This window comes from Nostoc sp. DedQUE07 (assembly GCF_034530975.2).
Taxonomy (GTDB): domain Bacteria; phylum Cyanobacteriota; class Cyanobacteriia; order Cyanobacteriales; family Nostocaceae; genus Nostoc.
The window spans coordinates 1-644 of sequence record NZ_JAVRCC020000105.1 but is presented as its reverse complement, the minus strand read 5'-3'; the positions used below and the strand labels follow the sequence as shown (position 1 = coordinate 644).

Annotated in this window: 1 pseudogene; it reads right to left on the bottom strand. The window is 49.2% G+C overall.

Features of this window, described 5'->3' with window-relative positions:
• Positions 1–644, bottom strand: a pseudogene (locus RMZ95_RS33900) (filamentous hemagglutinin); the annotation flags it as partial.

Below are 644 nucleotides of genomic sequence, written 5' to 3'. Positions count from 1 at the left end.
CATTCCCAAGTCCCGAAGTTGAAGCAGTTAGTTGAGCGCCGTCTCGTAATGAGAAAGAAGCAGCATTGATGTCGATATTACCTCCCTGACCTACACCCCCTGCTGACACCGTACTAAGGATAGAAGCATCTGCGAGGGAAGCAGCATTGAGTGCCCGCACTGTCACATTCCCCCCATTCCCAAGTCCCGAAGTTGAGGCAGTTAGTTGAGCGCCGTCTCGTAATGAGAAGTCACCAGAATCGATAGTAATGTTACCTCCATTGCCAACTGTCCCCGTTTCCACACTGCTGCGAATCGCACTAAAAAAACCATTTTTCTCCCCAGCAATATCAACAATACCTGTAACATTAACATTGACATTCCCAGCATTCCCCCGTCCTGCTGGCTGTGTATTAGTAGATGCTTCACGAGTAGCAGTTTGCAGTTGAGCGCCATCTTTTAGCGAGAGGGTTGCAGCGGAGATATCGATATTACCTCCCTGACCTACACCCCCTGCTGACACCGTACTGAAGATAGAAGCATCTACAAGGTCAACAGCATCAAGTGCCCGCACTGTCACATTTCCCGCATTCCCAAGTCCCGAAGTTGAGGCAGTTAGTTGAGCGCCGTCTCGTAATGAAAAGTCACCAGAATCGATAGTAATG